This window comes from Pseudomonas sp. BS3767, assembly GCF_900099665.1.
GTDB classification, from domain to species: domain Bacteria; phylum Pseudomonadota; class Gammaproteobacteria; order Pseudomonadales; family Pseudomonadaceae; genus Aquipseudomonas; species Aquipseudomonas cerasi.
Window position 1 is genome coordinate 49,951 of the sequence record NZ_FNCX01000005.1, and the last position, 16,730, is coordinate 66,680.

The 16,730-nt window shown below is 59.9% G+C and carries 13 protein-coding genes; 5 read left to right on the forward strand and 8 right to left on the reverse strand.

What is annotated here, in order from left to right:
- Window positions 1-36: 36 nt before the first annotated feature.
- The 5 genes from BLR16_RS15670 to BLR16_RS15695 all read right to left on the reverse strand — a co-directional run bounded on the left by BLR16_RS15670 (window position 37) and on the right by BLR16_RS15695 (window position 3,619).
- Complete coding sequence (locus tag BLR16_RS15670; protein ID WP_003432892.1) at window positions 37-438, reverse strand: ExbD/TolR family protein; 402 nt, start codon at window positions 436-438, stop codon at window positions 37-39.
- A gap of 1 nt (window position 439) precedes the next feature.
- Window positions 440-1,168: a MotA/TolQ/ExbB proton channel family protein gene (locus BLR16_RS15675; protein WP_054081809.1), complete on the reverse strand. Its 729-nt coding sequence runs from the start codon at window positions 1,166-1,168 to the stop codon at window positions 440-442.
- 130 nt (window positions 1,169-1,298) lie between these two features.
- Complete coding sequence (locus tag BLR16_RS15680) at window positions 1,299-2,132, reverse strand: energy transducer TonB (RefSeq protein ID WP_074808140.1); 834 nt, start codon at window positions 2,130-2,132, stop codon at window positions 1,299-1,301.
- 393 nt (window positions 2,133-2,525) lie between these two features.
- A complete protein-coding gene (locus BLR16_RS15690) occupies window positions 2,526-3,020 on the reverse strand; it encodes a copper chaperone PCu(A)C (RefSeq protein WP_074808144.1) in 495 nt (164 codons plus the stop codon).
- On the reverse strand, window positions 3,014-3,619 hold the full coding sequence (locus BLR16_RS15695; protein WP_003367246.1) for an SCO family protein: 606 nt from the start codon (window positions 3,617-3,619) through the stop codon (window positions 3,014-3,016). Before BLR16_RS15695 ends, BLR16_RS15690 begins: the two co-directional genes overlap by 7 nt.
- A 390-nt stretch (window positions 3,620-4,009) precedes the next feature.
- On the opposite strand from BLR16_RS15695, the gene BLR16_RS15700 reads away from it, so the two are divergent.
- On the forward strand, window positions 4,010-6,508 hold the full coding sequence (locus BLR16_RS15700; protein WP_092194351.1) for a TonB-dependent receptor plug domain-containing protein: 2,499 nt from the start codon (window positions 4,010-4,012) through the stop codon (window positions 6,506-6,508).
- Between the two features lie 17 nt (window positions 6,509-6,525).
- On the opposite strand, the gene BLR16_RS15705 is transcribed toward BLR16_RS15700, so the two are convergent.
- Window positions 6,526-7,080, reverse strand: a complete 555-nt coding sequence (locus tag BLR16_RS15705; protein WP_003367243.1) for a TetR/AcrR family transcriptional regulator — start codon at window positions 7,078-7,080, stop codon at window positions 6,526-6,528.
- 179 nt (window positions 7,081-7,259) lie between these two features.
- Here BLR16_RS15705 and BLR16_RS15710 point away from each other — a divergent pair, with 179 nt between their 5' ends.
- Window positions 7,260-8,420, forward strand: coding sequence for an efflux RND transporter periplasmic adaptor subunit (locus tag BLR16_RS15710; protein ID WP_003367240.1), 1,161 nt, complete (start codon window positions 7,260-7,262; stop codon window positions 8,418-8,420).
- A gap of 33 nt (window positions 8,421-8,453) precedes the next feature.
- Window positions 8,454-11,597 carry an efflux RND transporter permease subunit gene (locus BLR16_RS15715; RefSeq protein WP_074808151.1) on the forward strand — a complete coding sequence of 1,048 codons (3,144 nt, stop codon included), beginning with the start codon at window positions 8,454-8,456 and terminating at the stop codon, window positions 11,595-11,597.
- A gap of 21 nt (window positions 11,598-11,618) precedes the next feature.
- Here BLR16_RS15715 and BLR16_RS15720 read toward each other — a convergent pair whose 3' ends face one another.
- Both BLR16_RS15720 and sfnG read right to left on the reverse strand, forming a co-directional pair.
- The gene (locus BLR16_RS15720; protein WP_054081814.1) at window positions 11,619-13,211 is read right to left on the reverse strand and encodes a sensor domain-containing diguanylate cyclase; all 1,593 of its coding nucleotides are present in this window, start codon (window positions 13,209-13,211) and stop codon (window positions 11,619-11,621) included.
- A gap of 319 nt (window positions 13,212-13,530) precedes the next feature.
- Entirely contained in the window at window positions 13,531-14,631 is a 1,101-nt protein-coding gene (sfnG, locus tag BLR16_RS15725) for a dimethylsulfone monooxygenase SfnG (RefSeq protein ID WP_003432900.1), read from the reverse strand.
- Window positions 14,632-14,954: 323 nt separating this feature from the next.
- Here sfnG and BLR16_RS15730 point away from each other — a divergent pair, with 323 nt between their 5' ends.
- Window positions 14,955-15,290 (forward strand): hypothetical protein, encoded by a 336-nt coding sequence (locus tag BLR16_RS15730; protein ID WP_074808158.1) that lies wholly within the window; start codon window positions 14,955-14,957, stop codon window positions 15,288-15,290.
- A gap of 207 nt (window positions 15,291-15,497) precedes the next feature.
- Window positions 15,498-16,535, forward strand: a complete 1,038-nt coding sequence (locus tag BLR16_RS15735) for an LLM class flavin-dependent oxidoreductase (RefSeq protein ID WP_074808161.1) — start codon at window positions 15,498-15,500, stop codon at window positions 16,533-16,535.
- Window positions 16,536-16,730: the final 195 nt, after the last annotated feature.

The window sequence follows — 16,730 nt, forward strand, 5'->3', positions numbered from 1 at the left end:
CCCAAAACCGTTGAAGCTGTAGATGGTATAAATCTGTTACCTGGCAGTGATCACCGACAATTTGGTAATCCCGGCACGCTCAATGGAGGCCATGGCGCGCGCGACTTCCCCGTAATTGACGCCATTGTCCGCCTGCAATTGCACGCGTACGTCAGGCGCCTTTTCCTTGGCCGCCTTCAGGTTGGTTTCCAGCAAGTCCGGCTGGATTTCGTCCTTGTTGATGAACAGCTTGCCCTGCCCGTCGATACTCACCACCAATGGGTCTTTCTGCTCCACTGGCGCGACCGATTCGGTCTTGGGCAGGTTGATCGGGATTGAGTTGGTCAACAGCGGCGCGGTGACGATGAACACCACCAGCAGCACCAGCATCACGTCTACCAGCGGCGTGACATTGATCTCGCTCAGCACTTCATCGGTGTCTTGTGTGGAAAAAGCCATCTCAGGAGGCCTCCTTCACGTTCTGCCCGACGTGCGCGCCCGCAGTGCCCGACTTCAATACCGGATGCAGCAGCACACGGAAGGCGCTCTTCTGCGCCAGGCTGTAGAAGTCATGGGCGAAGTCATCCAGATCGGCAGCGGTCAGTTTCAGGCGTCGCAGAAAGTAGTTGTAGACCAGCACTGCAGGCACTGCGACGGCAATGCCGACGCCGGTTGCCACCAGCGCCGCGCCGATCGGCCCGGCTACCGTTTCCAGGCTTGCCGAACCGGCCGCACTGATGCCCTTGAGGGCTGACATGATGCCCCAGACCGTACCGAACAAACCGATGAAAGGCGAAGTGCTGCCGATGCTGGCGAGGATGGCCAGACCGGTTTCCAGCGACCGCCGCTCGCGGACGATCTGCTGACGCAAGGCGCGCTCAAGGCGGTCCTGATGGTTGATGGACTGACTGAGGTCATTGGCCTGCGCGCCATCCGGCACCTGAATGGCGGCGTAACCGGCCAGGGCGACCCGAGCGGCAGCGCCCGGTTGCTCCTGGGCCAGCTGAGCGGCGGAATCCAGGCTCGATGCGGCCCAGAACTGTTTGTGGAACTTGCGATCCTGAGACTTAAGGCGCGAAAACTGCACGCCCTTGAGCAGGGCCAAGCCCCAGGTAGCGACGGAAAAAATGACCAGCAGCCAGATGACCGCGTGTTCGATGGATTCAAAAGGCGAAGCAATCAGGTTCATGGCGCAGCTCTCTCTGAACAAAGTCTGAACAAGGCATGGGGTGTGTCGCGATGCGCCTTTGGTTCAGGTAGCTCGCCAGGTCAATCGAATAGCCGGGTTTGGTCTTGAAACGTTATTTGATCTTGAATCCTTATTTGATCCTGAAATCAATGGGCACGCTGACCCAGCCATCCTGGGCTACATCGCCCTGCCTGGCCGGAACGAAACTCCAGCGTTTCACCGCCGCCAGCGCGGCATCGTCAAGCTGGTCGCGACCACTGCTCTTCTGTATCTGAATCTCGCCGGGCTTGCCGCTGGCCAATACATGTACGCGCAACAGCACAGTGCCTTCCCAACCGCGACGCATGGCCAGCGATGGGTATTCCGGGGCCGGGTTGCGCAGGTAGCCCGCGCTGGCCGAGGCCGGGGTTACCGGCTTTGGTGCCGGCGGAGCGGGTGGCGCAGGCGCAGCGACAGGGGCTGCAGGCGCCGGAGGCGCGGGTGGCTGCTCAACCGGCTTGGCTACTGGTTTCACGACCGGCTTGACCACCGGTTTGGGCGGTTGTGGCTTGGGCTTGAGAATCGGTTTTGGCGGTGGTGGCTTGACGGCCAGTTCGTCCTCGATCGGAGGCGGCGGTTCGACCACCGGCTGCACGACAGGCTCGGGCGGTGGCGGCGGTGTTTCCACAACCGGTGGCGCAGGCTGGGAAAACTCGATGGTCATCGGCGGAATTTCAGGTGGCACCACTGGCAGTGTCGGCGTCGGGTTCTGGCTAAGCCAGTAGATGACTGCGCCATGAAATACCAGCGCCAGCGCACCGAGCAAAATGGCTTCGCGCCGCCCGAGAATGGGCTTGGGGGTGCGTTGCAGCCGCGATAACGCCAGTGGCGCACGGAAAGGACGCCCCAGATCGACCAGGTCGCCACTCGGCGTCTGGCGCCAAGGCACATCATGTGCACTGGCTGCGGTCTGGACATTGCCCATTGATACACTCCTGCATTTTCATGATAAAAATCCAGGTTCTGTTGGTATCAGTCACCTTCCTCAGGCCGATATGGCGAGGCAATCATCGCCGAAAAAAGCTTGTTCCTGAAAAGAATATTTGGTTCGCCGGTTAGATCCTAAATGCATATAGGAGGCGGACGTTCCGGGTTCGCTTTTGAACGTGCAGTGAGGCACAGAGTTGTGACGCGTAGCATCACGAAAGGCATTCCCACGCTGGAGCGTGAGGAACGATAGGCGTCATGTAGATCACTCTCTTGCCGATGCATCGAGCACCCTGGTTGCTGGGGGGCTGTGCCGGCCTCTTCGCGAGCAAGCTCGCTCCCACAAGACCGGTTTATAACGATGAGTGCCCAGCGTCCGATGCTGCAAGCCTCAATGGCCGCTGTGATCGCCGTGGCTGCTGTGCTCGTCGCTGGTCAGTGACTTGGCGACTGCAGTGACCTGGATCGATTGCTTCGCGCCCTTGGCATCTTCCACGGTCAGGGTCAGAGGCACCTGATCGCCTTCTTTGACCTGGGCAGCCAGGCCCATGAACATCACGTGGTAGCCGTCGGAATCGAGCATCACCGGTTTGCCGGCCGGCAGGTCGACCGAGTTGACGCGCTGCATGCTCATCACGTCGCCTTTCATGTTCATCTCATGGATCTGCACGGTTTTCGCAACAGGTGAAGCAACGTCGACCAGCTTGCTGTCCGTGTCCGAGGTGATACGCATGAACGCACCCGTAGCGGACTGGCCCGGCACGGTGGCGCGAACCCAGGCATCATCGACGTGTGTTTCGGCCAGGGCCTGAGCGCTCAGGCCCAACAGCGAAAGGCTCAGCAGCAGCGGCTTTGCGACATTACGAATCAAAACGGTCATCAGCATACTTCCATCAAAGTGAGCAGATCTTCAGTGCATTGTTGAGCGGACAGCCGGTGCGACAACCCCAGGCGCAATACACCGCGGGTGTCGTAGACGTAACTGGTCGCGGTGTGCGAGATCGTGTAGGTGTCACCCAGTGGGACCTTCTCGAAGAATACGCCGAACTCCTTCGCCGTTGCCGCCGTTTCTTCAAGCGTGCCGGACAGTGCGACGAACGTCGGATCGAAGGCCTTCACATAGGCGTCGATCACTTCGGGCGTGTCGCGCTCCGGGTCCAGGGTAATGAACACCACCTGCAGCGTCTTGCCCTCCTCGCCCATCAGCTTCCTGATTTGAGCAGCCCGCGCCAGCGCCGTGGGGCAGATGGCCGGGCACTGGGTGAAACCGAAGAAGATCATCGGCATCAGGCCGCGAAAGCTGGACAAGGTCTTGACGTTGCCTTGCGAATCCTTGAGCCGGAAGTTGCGGCCGACAATCTCGTTGCTCATGTCCTTGCCATGCTTGAACGGCAACGCATTGGAGCTGCCGCAGCCGGTCAACAGGCCAAGGCTCAGCAATGAGAGGCCAGTGACCACCTCGCGGCGTGTCAGATGTTGCGTCATGTCTTGCGTCCCCTGAGGATAAGGCGCGTGGGTTCAGACAAATTCAAAGGCGGCGAATTTACCACTCAAGGACAATGGGGAATACCGCCAATCCTGTATCAAGCCATGAGCAGACGCGCAAACGTCGCGCTCATGGGCTGCCATACGTCGTGCGACAAAACAGCACAGGCGTTGCAACCCTTCCAACAGCCTCCCTTGCAGCGGTCGACACGCAAAGCATTAAATGCAAATAACGCATCAATATTTAAAATATAATTCCATAAATTAATAATTAGCATATAGCCAAAAGGCCTTTCACAGGTCCGTTTCATAACTCTATATTCGCCAGCAAACCGACCCTTGCCGTGTGGAGGTGCCCAGGATTTTTCAGCATCCAAGGATCACTTCGCTATGGCCTTATTCGCTAACGCCCCTCGTCTTGCCCTGCACAACCCGTTGATCAAAAGCATTGCGCTTGTCGGCCTCGGTCTGATGAATCCGGCTCAGGCTGCCGATGAAGCGACCGACGAGGAGGCACGTCTGGAAAAGGTTACGGTAATTTCCACCGGCATTCGCGGCGCTCAGCGCACGGTGACTGAAAGCCCGGCCCCGATTGATATCGTGACCAGCGATCAGTTACTGAAAACCGGTCGCGCCGACCTGACCGAAGCCATCGCCAAACTGCTGCCATCGTTCAACTACGGCACCAACGTCGCAGGCTATAACTCGACCATCCGCCCCCTGTCCAACCGCAGTCTGGCACCGGCTTACACGCTGGTGCTGGTCAACGGCAAACGCCGTCACAACAGTGCTCTGCCTGCCAACGGCTCGACCGACAGCAGCGGCGCAAACTCGGTGGACATTGACATGATCCCCATCAGTGCGGTGGAGCGTATCGAGGTCCTCAAGGACAGCGCCGCCGCGCAATACGGCTCGGACGCGATTGCTGGGGTGATCAACGTGATTCTGAAGTCCGGCGCCGAGGGCGGTCATCTGGGGGTGACTTACGGCAAGCTGTACAGCGGCGAAGGCGAAGTGACCAAATTCGAAGGTGATACCGGTTTCGAACTGGGTGACGGCGGCTTTCTGCACCTCTCGGCGGACGCCCGCAAACGTGGTGATGCCAGCTGGAACGAGAAAGCCACCAATAATGCCTATTTTCCCGGCGACCCTCGGGAGGCGAGCTGGGACCGGGTCGGCGTGAAGAATGGCGACCCGCAGATCAAGGCGTTCAACCTGGCCTACAACGCCGAACTGCCGCTGGATGATCAGACCACACTGTATTCCTACGGCACCTATGGGCAGCGTGACGCCATCATCAACAACTACTTCCGCTACCCCAACGGCAACGCCAACATTCCCGAGTTGTTTGCCGATGGCTATTACCCGTTGAACAATCTGGACGACACCGACTACCAGTATCTGATTGGCGGCAAGGGTGAAGCACTGGGCTGGAACTGGGACCTGAGCACCACGTACGGGCGCAATAACAATCATCAGTACAGCGATAGGACCATCAACCCGTCGCTGGGCCCGGCCTCCCCGACTTCATTCGATGATCTGGCGACCTATCGATTCGAACAGTGGGTCAACAATATCGACGTAACCCGCGCATTCAACGGACTGTTTGGCGTACCGCTGCAAGTTTCTGCAGGCCTTGAACATCGCTGGGAGCGTTTCCAGACTTTTTCCGGTGACGCGCAGGCCTATCAGGTCGGCGGCTATCGTTTTCCGGCCATCCTGCCCAACGGTCAGGCCAACCCCCTGGCCGGGCAACTGGCGTCGATTGCCGCCCAGGCCGCAGCGGTTATCTCGCCGCAGGATACGACCAGCCTGCAACGCAACAACTACGCAGCCTACGTCGATTTCGGTATCACCCCGATAGAACCGCTGTTTGTCGATCTGGCCCTGCGCGCCGAGCACTTCGATGATGACTCGGGCAACACGGTCAGCGCCAAGCTCAACTCGCGCTACGAATTCACTGACACCTTCGCCGTGCGCGGCACCGTCGGCACCGGCTTTCGTGCTCCTTCACTGACCCAGATCGGCTACAGCATCTCCGACAATAGGGTCGGTGCTGCGCCAGACGGCACCATTGTTCCCGCCGTGACGCGCATTGCGCCGGTCAACTCGGCGCTGGCCCAGGCGCTTGGCGCAACCAGCCTGGACCCGGAAAAATCGCGCAACCTGGGGTTTGGCGTGACCTGGCAACCGGCACCTCGCACCAGCCTGACAGCGGACGCCTACTGGATCGAGATTGCCGATCGCATCGCCCGAACCGAAAGCCTGTACGGGCCGGCGCTTGCACCGATTCTTGCCGCACAGGGCGTGGACACCAGCACCTGGACCTCGTATTACGCCAATGCCTTCGACACGCGCACGCGCGGTCTGGATATCGTTATCGACCACTCCAGTCAGTACGGCGCATGGGGTGATGTGCGCTGGAGCGCCGGGTTCAATTACAACAAGACCGTCATCACCGACGTCAAGGATGCACCGGCAGCCCTGCAGGGGCTGGGCAGTAACCCCGGTGGCAGCCTGACCTGGGTCGGCCGGGCCCGCGAAGGCGATCTGACCGATGCGCAACCGAAAACCAAATGGGTGCTGGGCGGCAAATGGACGCTGGGGGATTTGGGCGTGAACCTGCAAACCATTCGTTATGGCAAGGTCAAGACGCTCCAGCAACTGGAAAGCGGCGACCGCAGTTTCGGTGCCAAGTGGATCACTGACCTGGAGGTGTCCTACACCCTCTACGACAACATCACCCTCAGTGTTGGCGGCACCAATATCTTCGATGTGCGCCCGGACAAAAACGCGATCCCCTCCGCCGTCGGACTCAACCTGTACGGCAACTCGCCGTTCTATCCGGGCGGTGGCTTCTGGTACAGCAAGATTGCCTACGATTTCTGACGTCTGCACAGACCTGCCTATCGTGCCGCCGCTCCGTGCAGGAAGAACTGGGTCACCAACGCGCCCATACCGGCGCGTGCCACACGGCCACGGCGTTCGGCGTCGACCATCCCGGAGAGCAGCGCAGCGAACATTTCGGTCAGGACGGCGGCACCGACGTCGATCCGGAACAGGCCTTCACGCTGACCACGCAGGAAAAATGCGTCAAGGGCGTCGGAGTAAGGCAACCAGCGGCGCCCTCCGCTGCTTTCGTCGAGCGAATCCGGACGCCACTGAAACACCAGAAAAACCAGCATTTCGCGGTGCATGAGGTGGTTGTCGACCAGCCGCTGAAGCGCTTCCAGCGGCGGAGCCGTCTGCAGATCCGCGTCGGCGACCATCTGATTCATCAGGTCCGAGGCATGATTGAGCAGCAATTCCACGAGGTTGGCGCGAGTGCCGCAAAAGCGGTTGAGCGTCGCCTTGCTGACGCCGGCCGCCTGAGCAATATCCTTGAGCGTACCGTTGGAGTGGTCGACCAGCGCAACGGCCAGGGCCTTCAGAAATTTGTCGTCAGCAGCAGGTAATTCCATTGGGTACGTATTCAACTCGTATAAGTGGCAGGCGGCGCATTGTGCAGAAACCTTACCGGGTTCTCAAAGCACATACACAATTAGTCACTAAAGGCTCATGTGAGTCAATATTGACTCACCGGCTTTCAGAGTGGATCATTCGCGGCTTTAGCATCTGATGGGCTGCGGCCGGGTGAACGATGAGTAGTTTCAGCGATTGGCGTGTGATGCCTGCAGTAGCCCTGCTGGCAGCGTTGGGTCTGGCCGGGTGCGAGCAGAAACAGCAGCAGGATCACGCGGCATCGAAAGCGCCCAAAGAGGTGGAAGCCATTACGGTCAACGCCGAATCGTTCACGGTCGTTGACGAACTGCCCGGCCGTATCGAACCGGTGCGTGTGGCGCAGGTTCGCGCGCGGGTGGCCGGCATCGTGCTGAGCCGCAACTTCGAGGAAGGCGCCGATGTGAAAGCCGGCGCAGTGCTGTTCCAGATCGATCCGGCGCCGTTCAAGGCTGCGCTGTCCAAGGCGCAGGGAGATCTGGCCCGCACTGAAGCCACGCTGTTCGAGACTCAGGCCACGGTCAAACGTTACGAGTCGCTGGTGGAAATTGAAGCGGTCAGCCGCCAGACTTTCGACACCGCCCGCTCTGCACTGCAAAACGCAATCGCCGCTAAAAAGTCGGCTCAGGCTGATGTCGAAACGGCCAGGCTGAACCTGGGCTATGCCACCGTCAAGGCGCCGATTTCAGGCCGCATCGGCCGCGCGATGGTGACCGAGGGCGCGCTGGTCGGTCAGGGCGAAACCACGCTGCTGGCAACCATTCAACAACTCGACCCGGTCTACGCCGACTTTACCCAGCCGGCTGCCGAGGCCTTGCAGATGCGCGCCGCGATACAGGAAGGCCGCTTGCCCAAGGGCGGCGAAGACGCGTTATCACTGAGTGTCGACGGCACCGATTACACGAGCACCGGCACCCTGCTGTTTACCGATGTCGCAGTAGACCGGACCACCGGCCAAGTGTCGTTGCGCGCCCGCTTTGCCAATCCCAAGGGCGTGCTACTGCCCGGTATGTATGTGCGGGTGCGCACACCGCAGCGCGTCGACAGCAACGCCATTCTTGTCCCGCAGCGCGCCGTTCAGCGCTCCGGCGACGGTGCGGCACGCGTGCTGGTGATTACCCAGGACGGCACGGTCGAAGCGCGTCCGGTCAAAACCGGGGCGATGCAGGATTCGCGCTGGCAGATCACCGAAGGCCTGAAGGCAGACGAACAGGTCATTGTCGGCAATATGACCGGGCTCAGCGCCGGCGACAAGGTCGCGCGCAAATCGCCATCCGCCCAACCGCAGGCCAAGGCGCAATAAAGCCGCCTTCAGCGCGACCGAGGATCACTGTCAATGTCTCTCTTCTTTATCAAGCGCCCCAACTTCGCCTGGGTACTTGCCCTGTTCATCCTGCTCGCCGGGTTGATGGCTCTGCCGTCCCTGCCTGTGGCGCAGTACCCGGACGTGGCGCCACCGCAGATCACCATCACCGCCACCTACCCCGGCGCATCCGCGAAGGTGCTGGTCGATTCGGTGACCAGCGTTATCGAGGACGAACTGAACGGCGCCAAAGGGATGCTGTATTACGAGTCGACCAGCAACTCGACTGGCAGCGCGGAAATCAACGTCACGTTCGTGCCGGGCACCAACCCGGACCTGGCTCAGGTCGAAGTCCAGAACCGTATCAAGAAAGCCGAAGCTCGCTTGCCGCAGACGGTCCTCAGCCAGGGCCTGCAGGTCGAACAGGCCAGCTCCGGTTTTCTATTGATCTACACCCTGAACTACAAGGACGGCGCGGCCAACAAGGATACCGTCGCGCTGGCCGACTACGCGGCACGCAACGTCAATAACGAAATCAGCCGGGTGAACGGTGTCGGCAGGCTGCAATTCTTCGCTGCCGAAGCCGCGATGCGGGTATGGATCGATCCGCAGAAGCTGGTGGGCTTGGGGTTGTCCATCGATGACGTGAATGCTGCGATTCGGGCGCAGAACGTGCAGGTTCCGGCAGGCAGCTTCGGCAGCAGCCCGGCCTCGTCACTGCAGGAATTGACGGCCACCCTGGCGGTAAAGGGCACTTTGGACAACCCGGAAGAGTTCGGGCGCATCGTTCTGCGTGCCAACGAAGACGGCTCTGCGGTGCACCTGTCCGATGTGGCGCGTGTAGCGGTCGGCAGCCAGGATTACAGCTTCGAATCACGCCTGAACGGGCAACGTGCCGTCGCCGGTGCCGTACAGCTGTCGCCGGGCGCCAACGCGATCCAGACGGCCAGAGCCGTCGAGCAGCGGCTCACCGAGCTGTCGGTCAATTTCCCGGAAGGCGTCGGGTTTTCGATACCGTACGACACCTCGCGCTTCGTCGACGTAGCCATCGACAAGGTGATCTACACCCTCATCGAAGCCATGATCCTGGTGTTTCTGGTGATGTTCCTGTTTCTGCAGAACATCCGTTACACGCTGATACCGACCATCGTGGTCCCGGTGTGTCTGGCGGGAACGCTGGCGATCATGTACCTGATGGGCTTCTCGGTGAACATGATGACCATGTTCGGCATGGTGCTGGCCATCGGTATTCTGGTCGACGACGCCATTGTGGTCGTGGAAAACGTCGAGCGGATCATGGCTGAAGAAGGCCTCTCTCCCGCCGCCGCAACGGTCAAGGCGATGCAGCAGGTTTCCGGAGCGATTTTCGGCATCACGCTGGTCCTGGCCGCTGTGTTTCTGCCATTGGCGTTCATGGGCGGCTCGGTCGGGGTCATCTACCAGCAGTTCTCGCTGTCGCTGGCCGTGTCGATTCTGTTTTCAGGTTTCCTGGCCCTGACGTTCACCCCGGCGCTGTGTGCCACGCTGCTCAAGCCGATCCCGGCCGGGCACCATGAAAAGCGTGGTTTCTTCGGTGGTTTCAATCGTCTGTTCGGCACGTTCACCGACCGTTACGAGCGCGTCAGCTCGAGCATGATCAAGCGCGCCGGCCGCTACATGCTGCTGTACCTCGGTATCGTCGGTCTGCTGGGCTTTTTCTACCTGCGCCTGCCTGAGTCCTTTGTGCCCGTTGAAGATCAGGGCTATCTGATCATCGATGTGCAACTGCCTCCCGGCGCCACCCGGTCGCGTACCGACCTCACCGCGCAATTGCTCGAGAACTACATGCTGTCCCGCGAAGCCACGGGGGCGGTGACCATGCTGCTGGGGTTCAGCTTCTCGGGCATGGGTGAAAACGCCGGTCTTGCGTTCCCGACCCTGAAGGACTGGTCGGAGCGCGGCAAGGGCCAGTCAGCGGCTGAGGAAGCGGCGGCATTCAACCGGCATTTTGCAGGGCTCGGCGACGGCACGGTGATGGCGGTGACGCCACCGCCTATCGACGGCCTGGGCACCTCGGGCGGCTTCTCGCTGCGCCTGCAGGACCGTGCAGGCCTGGGCCGCGAAGCCCTGCTGACGGCACGCGACAAGCTGCTCGGCGAGGCCAACGGCAACCCGAAGATTCTCTACGCGATGATGGAAGGTCTGGCCGAAGCGCCGCAATTGCGCCTGAACATCGACCGCGAAAAGGCCCGGGCGCTAGGCGTGAGTTTCGAATCGATCAGCAATGCGCTGTCCACCGCCTTCGGTTCCTCGGTAATCAGCGACTTCGCCAATGCCGGACGTCAACAGCGCGTGGTCGTGCAGGCCGAACAAAGTTCGCGAATGACCCCGGAAAGCGTGCTCAAGCTCTACGTACCCAATAGCAGCGGCACGCTGGTGCCGCTGGGCGCCTTCGTTTCGACGCACTGGGAACAAGGCCCGGTGCAGATCGCCCGCTACAACGGCTACCCCGCATTCAGGATTTCCGGTGATGCAGCACCGGGCGTCAGTACCGGTGAGGCCATGGCGGAAATCGAACGGATCGTTTCCGGGCTGCCGCAAGGCATCGGTTACGAATGGACCGGCCTCTCCTATCAGGAAAGAGTCGCCAGCGGCCAGGCGGTCGGACTGTTCGGCCTGGCGCTGCTGGTGGTGTTCCTGCTGCTGGTCGCGTTGTATGAGAGCTGGGCAATCCCGCTGGTGGTGATGCTGATCGTTCCCGTCGGCGCGCTGGGCTCCGTGCTGGCCGTGACGGCCGTCGGCATGCCCAATGATGTGTATTTCAAAGTCGGCCTGATCACCATCATCGGGCTGGCCGCGAAAAACGCGATTCTCATCGTCGAGTTCGCCAAGGAACTCTGGGATCAGGGCCATTCCCTGCGCGACGCGGCACTTCAGGCTGCACGGCTGCGCTTTCGGCCAATTGTCATGACTTCGCTGGCCTTCATCCTTGGCGTGGTGCCGCTGACCCTGGCCACCGGCGCAGGCGCTGCAAGCCAGCGCGCCATCGGCACTGGCGTCATCGGCGGCATGCTCAGCGCGACGCTGCTGGGCGTGGTTCTGGTGCCTATATTCTTTTTCTGGGTGTTGACCGTGCTGCGCCGCAAACCGCATGCGCAACAGATTACCGACGATCAGCAACTGACGGAGAAGCGATAGGCAGCAAGCGGCCAGCGGGTATCAATCCCGCTGGCCCGACCTTGGCTCCGTGTCGGCTTGCGCGTCCATAGAGGACTTGACGCGGGTCCAGGCCGGTAATGTGCCGGTCGCGATTTCCGACGCCACATTCACCCGGTTGCGACCCTGCGACTTGGCGGCATACAACGCGCGGTCGGCAAGCTCAATCAGGCCACGCTGATCGAGTTGGCGATCGGTGCCGACGAATGTCGCGACACCGAGGCTGATCGTCACGATGCCAAACGGGCTGGCGGGATGCTCGATCTGCTCGTCACGGATGGCCTGCAGGATGTTCTCGGCCACCTGGCGAGCGTTCGACTCGTCAGTACCTGGCAACACCACGGCGATCTCTTCACCGCCATAACGGGCGGCGACGTCGCTGGGACGACGAATGAACTGCTCGACCACTCGGGCCAGCGCAATCAGGCATTCGTCACCGGCCAGGTGGCCGTAATGATCGTTGTAGCGTTTGAAATGATCAGCATCGATCAAAATCAGCGACAGCAGGCTGCGCTCGCGTCTGGCGCGCTTGAATTCGACTTCCAGAAACTGATCGAAACGTCTGCGATTGGCCAGCCCGGTCAGCTTGTCTTCGGAGGCAATCAACTCCAGGTGCTGGTTGAGCTGGATCAGGGCTGCCTGTGAATCGAGCAACTGGTCTTCTGCGCGTATGCGGCTGTGAATGTGCCCAATCAGACGAACGCCGAGTCCGATCACCAGTCCGAGCAGCACCAGCATGACCAGAATGGACTGTTTGGTCTGGCCCAGCCAGTCGAGCATGGCTTCTTTCTGACCCAGCGCAACCACGGTGACGATCGGGTAGACATCACTGCGTTTGAACGCATAAAAACGCGCAACACCGTCAATCCTGGAAACGAACTGGGCGGTACCTGACACTCGGCCGCGTTCCGACCTGAAAATGGGCGTCGATGACAGATCGCGACCGATCTCCTGCTCCAGATGGGGATAGCGCACCCGCAACTGCCCTGCGGTCGACGTCAGACTGATAATGCCGGTTTGCCCGACCTTGATGTCCGAATAGAACTTCAACAGGTGGTCGACACCGATGGTGGCGACCATCAGCCCGGCAAAACTCGCGTCGGGATTATTGATGCGTCTGCTGACCGATATGACCCATTCGCCGGAGGCACGGCTGCGAATCGTCGGACCGATGTAAGGGGCTTTGTCAGGCATCTTCAGGTGGTGCTGAAAGAACTCGCGCTGCGCGCTGTTGATGCCGATAACCCTGGGATTGCTCGAAAAGATGCAAATCCCGTCGGCGTTGTACAGCGACACGGTATCGATCTGCGGCAGCGCGCCCATTTCACGCGCAATGACCCACCTGAGACGCTCGATCTGTTCAGGCCCGACGCCGTCCTTTTCGACACGCTCCGTCAGGCCGATCAGCATCAGCTCGCTTTGCTTGAAAATGCCATCCGTATAGGTGCTTAGCGCTCCAGCCAGATTGATCGTGCTGGTCTGGATGTTTTCCAGGGTGTTGCGGCGTGCGGTCCATGCTTGCCAGGCCATCAACATCACCACGCAGGCGCACACTACGAAGATCAGCCATGACGCAAGCCGAAGGTCGCGTTTCAAAACTTGCCTCCACAACAGGTGAGAACCAGTGCATCTGGTTTTTCTGAAAACCGGACCTGATTGCTCAGGGGCCATCGACAATCCTTTCGCTACTAACTGCCATTGTCGGCAAGTGCTCGGCCATACCTGGAAGGCCTGGCATCGATAAAAGCATGCCAGTGAGTGGCATCATAATGCCACGTACAGCTGTCTATGGGTTGATCGGGGATGAACATACGAAAGCAGGCGCACACTGGATCACAGTGGCGCCTGATTTTATGGAGGGCTGTAAGCGCGGCCGGCTTACAAGGGCATGGCGGGTTGTCGTTATTGGCGGGGGTCAAGCCGTCTCGGCGACAGGCTTGCGTTGTGCAGCGGCTTCCAGTTCGCGTACCAGAGGCAATACGTGCTGGCCGAAATAGGCGACTTCTTCCTGGAAATGCAGGAACGCTGAAAGCACCAGGTCTACGCCAACGGACTTGAGTTCGACGATGCGCTCGGCAATCTGCCGCGGTGTGCCAATCAGGTTGGTCTTGAAGCCATCGTTGTACTGCACCAGATCCTGAAAGGTGGATTTGGCCCAGTTTCCCTCGCCTTCCGGACTGGCCTTGCCCGCCTGCTTCGCGGCATCACCAAAGGCGTTGACGGCTTCCGGATCTGCCTTTTCGACGATTTCGGCCAGCACGGCACGCGCCTCTTCTTCGGTATCCCTGGCAATGATGAAAGCATTCACACCGATCTTCACCGAATGCCCGTTCGCGGCAGCCTTGGCTCGGATGTCATCGACCTGGGCCTTGATGCCTTCGACGGTATTGCCGTTGGTGAAATACCAGTCCGACACCCGCGCCGCCATATCACGTGCGGCCCGCGAGCTGCCGCCCTGAAAGATTTCCGGGTGAGGACGCTGGATCGGCTTGGGCTTGAGGGTGTAATCATGGAAGCGATAGAAATCCCCCTTGAAGGTGAAGTTGTCGGTGGTCCAGATCCCCTTGAGGGCGCGGATGAACTCCTCGGAGCGGCGATAACGTTCATCATGCTCCAGCCAGGGCTCTCCGATAGCCTGAAACTCGCCCTTGAACCAGCCGCTGACAATATTGACCGCCACGCGCCCGGCGGTGAGCTGATCGATGGTCGCCAGTTGCTTGGCGGCCACCGATGGGGTCCATGGCCCGGGCAATATCGCGGCAATGACCTTGAGCTTCTCGGTGGCCGCGAGTAGCGCATGGCTGAAGGCTACGGATTCATGCTGGAATTCGGCGCCATAACCGGCGGTAAAGCGAATTTGCGTCAGCGCGTAGTCGAAACCGGACTGCTCGGCGATCTGCGCCAGCTTGCGGTTGTAGTCGATGGTCCAGCTGGTGCGCTGTTCGATCTTGCTGACTACCAGCCCACCGCTGACGTTGGGTACCCAGTACGCAAATTTTATGGACGATTGGCTCATATCGGTACTCCTCTGGCTGCAAGCTTCCCGAGCGCATTAAGCACAAGGGCCTGCACATCCACAGAGCAGCAACCGTGCCATTCAATAAAACACTGGCATATCAAAGCGTTGCGACAGCTGACTTACAGCGCCAACTGTCCGTGTCAAGCCAGGGTGTGGAACTGCTGTTGGCGGAGCAACAGCTTTGCGGATTTCCTGACCATGCGCAGGACGTGATTCGCTGAAAACAAGCCGACGAGAGGCAGCTCGCCCTGCTATCCAGAATCGCATGGCTGGGGTAAATTTTGGATCCAATGAAACCGCATTCATCTGCAGGAGCACCGATGAAATTGCATGCCTGTTTTCTGACCCTGATGATCCCTGCCCTTTCGGCGCATGCCGAAGGCAAAAGCATATCCATACCTCATGATCCAGCCGGCCAGCACGCACTGGTAGAGAAAAGCGGCAGCGCAAAGGAACGCGTGGTGATCACCCGGCGTGAAGGCATGCTCGGGGTGATCTACTTCAAGCGGATCTATAACTGCGCCAACCACACGGTGAACCTGGTCGGCACCGGTTCCACGCTGGAAATCATGGAACAGGCAAAGGCCGTGAGTGGCATGGGACCGGTGATTCGCGACTCCACGGCCGACTACATCGAATCCGAGGCCTGCAGTTGATTCTGACCTGATCAATCCTGCCCCGGCTGAATATGCGACATCCGAAAGCGCCTCCCATGAGGCGCTTTTTTCGTTCCTGCCGTTGGGTTTTACAGCAGGGAGCAGCACCGCAAAAAACACTTGCACCGAAAGTATTACGGTATACCATCAGACAACAATAACTCATCACGCCGGTGCAGGCGCCAGGATTTAAGCGAGGTAAGTGTCATGAAGTTTTCGTTGTTCGTGCACATGGAGCGCTGGGATGAAAGTGTCAGTCATCGCCAGCTGTTCGAGGACCTGACCGAGCTGACGCTGATGGCCGAGCAAGGCGGCTTCAGCACAGTCTGGATAGGCGAACACCACGCGATGGAATACACCATCTCGCCAAGCCCGATGCCGTTGCTGGCGTATCTGGCGGCCAGGACCACACAGATTCATCTGGGCGCCGGCACCATCATTGCGCCGTTCTGGCACCCATTGCGGGTCGCGGGTGAATGCGCGCTGCTGGACGTGATCAGTAACGGGCGTATGGAAGTCGGCCTGGCACGCGGCGCCTATCAAGTGGAGTTCGACCGCATGGCCGGTGGCATGCCGGCCTCCGAAGGCGGCAAGGCGTTGCGTGAAATGGTCCCGGTGGTACGTGCGCTGTGGCAGGGTGACTACGCCCACGACGGCGATATCTGGAAATTCCCGACCTCGACTTCCGTGCCCAAGCCGATCAACACGCCGCCGATGTGGATCGCTGCGCGCGACCCTGACTCGCACAATTTCGCCGTGCAGAACGGCTGTAACGTGATGGTCACCCCGTTGATGAAGGGTGACGAAGAAGTTGTCGACCTGAAGAACAAGTTCGCAGCCGCGCTGGCCAACAATCCCGACGTGCCCCGCCCGCAATTGATGGTACTGCGCCACACGCATGTGCATGCCGCAGACGATCCTGAAGGCTGGAAAGTGGGCGCCACTGCCATCGCGAAGTTCTACCGCACTTTCGACGCATGGTTCGGCAATAAACAGACGCCGGTCAACGGTTTTCTGGCCCCCAGCCCGGAAGAGAAGTTCAAGGACCGTCCGGAGTTCGAGCTGGAGAATATCCGCAAGAACACCATGATCGGTACTCCTGAGGAGATCATTCCGCGCATTCGTCATTATCAAGAGTTAGGTGTCGACGAGTTCAGCTTCTGGTGCGACAACAGCCTGCCGCACGCCGAGAAGAAAAAGTCGCTTGAGCTGTTCATCAAGCACGTGGTGCCGGTGTTTCGTTGAGCTGAGCGCGCGGTCTCCAGGCTGTATTGATTATCGTCCCCACGCTCTGCGCTCAACGTTATGCGCAAATCCAACTGCTTATCGTGCCAATGCTCCGCGTTGGCATGCAGTTCGTGACGCTCTGCGTCACACAGCGGTCTTTCTTTGTCAGGTGGATTGGTGGTCGACTCAGGTCACCTTTTCTCCCCTCGGCGA

Excerpts from the sequence above, each read along its gene's own strand:
- BLR16_RS15670 (WP_003432892.1), bottom strand. The coding sequence starts at position 438 with ATGGCTTTTTCCACACAAGACACCGATGAAGTGCTGAGCGAGATCAAT.
- BLR16_RS15675 (WP_054081809.1), bottom strand. The coding sequence starts at position 1,168 with ATGAACCTGATTGCTTCGCCTTTTGAATCCATCGAACACGCGGTCATC.
- BLR16_RS15680 (WP_074808140.1), bottom strand. The coding sequence starts at position 2,132 with ATGGGCAATGTCCAGACCGCAGCCAGTGCACATGATGTGCCTTGGCGC.
- BLR16_RS15690 (WP_074808144.1), bottom strand. The coding sequence starts at position 3,020 with ATGCTGATGACCGTTTTGATTCGTAATGTCGCAAAGCCGCTGCTGCTG.
- BLR16_RS15695 (WP_003367246.1), bottom strand. The coding sequence starts at position 3,619 with ATGACGCAACATCTGACACGCCGCGAGGTGGTCACTGGCCTCTCATTG.
- BLR16_RS15700 (WP_092194351.1), top strand. The coding sequence starts at position 4,010 with ATGGCCTTATTCGCTAACGCCCCTCGTCTTGCCCTGCACAACCCGTTG.
- BLR16_RS15705 (WP_003367243.1), bottom strand. The coding sequence starts at position 7,080 with ATGGAATTACCTGCTGCTGACGACAAATTTCTGAAGGCCCTGGCCGTT.
- BLR16_RS15710 (WP_003367240.1), top strand. The coding sequence starts at position 7,260 with ATGAGTAGTTTCAGCGATTGGCGTGTGATGCCTGCAGTAGCCCTGCTG.
- BLR16_RS15715 (WP_074808151.1), top strand. The coding sequence starts at position 8,454 with ATGTCTCTCTTCTTTATCAAGCGCCCCAACTTCGCCTGGGTACTTGCC.
- sfnG (WP_003432900.1), bottom strand. The coding sequence starts at position 14,631 with ATGAGCCAATCGTCCATAAAATTTGCGTACTGGGTACCCAACGTCAGC.
- BLR16_RS15730 (WP_074808158.1), top strand. The coding sequence starts at position 14,955 with ATGAAATTGCATGCCTGTTTTCTGACCCTGATGATCCCTGCCCTTTCG.
- BLR16_RS15735 (WP_074808161.1), top strand. The coding sequence starts at position 15,498 with ATGAAGTTTTCGTTGTTCGTGCACATGGAGCGCTGGGATGAAAGTGTC.